Source organism: Phascolarctobacterium succinatutens CAG:287, assembly GCF_000434895.1.
Lineage (GTDB): Bacteria > Bacillota > Negativicutes > Acidaminococcales > Acidaminococcaceae > Phascolarctobacterium_A > Phascolarctobacterium_A succinatutens_A.
The window spans coordinates 1-611 of the sequence record NZ_FR892823.1 but is presented as its reverse complement, the minus strand read 5'-3'; the positions used below and the strand labels follow the sequence as shown (position 1 = coordinate 611).

The following is a 611-nucleotide window of genomic DNA, read 5'->3' as shown; positions in this document are numbered from 1 at the left end:
TCAGATACCGGAGGATTTTGCATGATCCAGGATTTTCGGCGGAACAAGGCCGGTGCTGCCAATTACTGCACCTAAAATCAAAGACCAAATAGTAGCGCTCAGACCGGTATATTTTCCGATAACGAATGCCAGCCAACTGAAGAAGGCTGCGATAGTCAGAGAAGCAAAAGGACCATAGAATTTTTTGTGTTTTTCAAAGAAGGTTTCTTTAGGAGCTGCACCGCCATGCACCTCTTCCTTCGGTGCATAAGGATTAACACCGGTACGACGGAATTCCGCCAATGCTTCCTTAGCAGCACGCAGGCCAAAGTAAGAAGCAACAGGAGTACCAAAGAATTTTTGCACAGCGTACAAAACAGTACCCAAAGCAGCAGCCATAGCAAAGCCTTTATCCATAGCAGCGCTGGTCATAATCTGAGTAGCAACGATACCGCCGTTGATAATAGGAATGCTGACAATAGTTTCCTGATAGCCGATTACGGGAATCAGCACAACGCTGCCGGCAATCAAAACAATCATGGATAAAACAGCAACTGCAACTGTACGCCATTCAGCAATCAGCTGCTTAATATTCAAGCTGGTACCCATGCTGAATACCACGAAAATCAAAG

1 pseudogene is annotated in these 611 nt (G+C 45.7%); it reads right to left on the bottom strand.

The features are described from left to right. Positions 1–611 (bottom strand): annotated as a pseudogene (locus BN587_RS10415) (hypothetical protein); the annotation flags it as partial.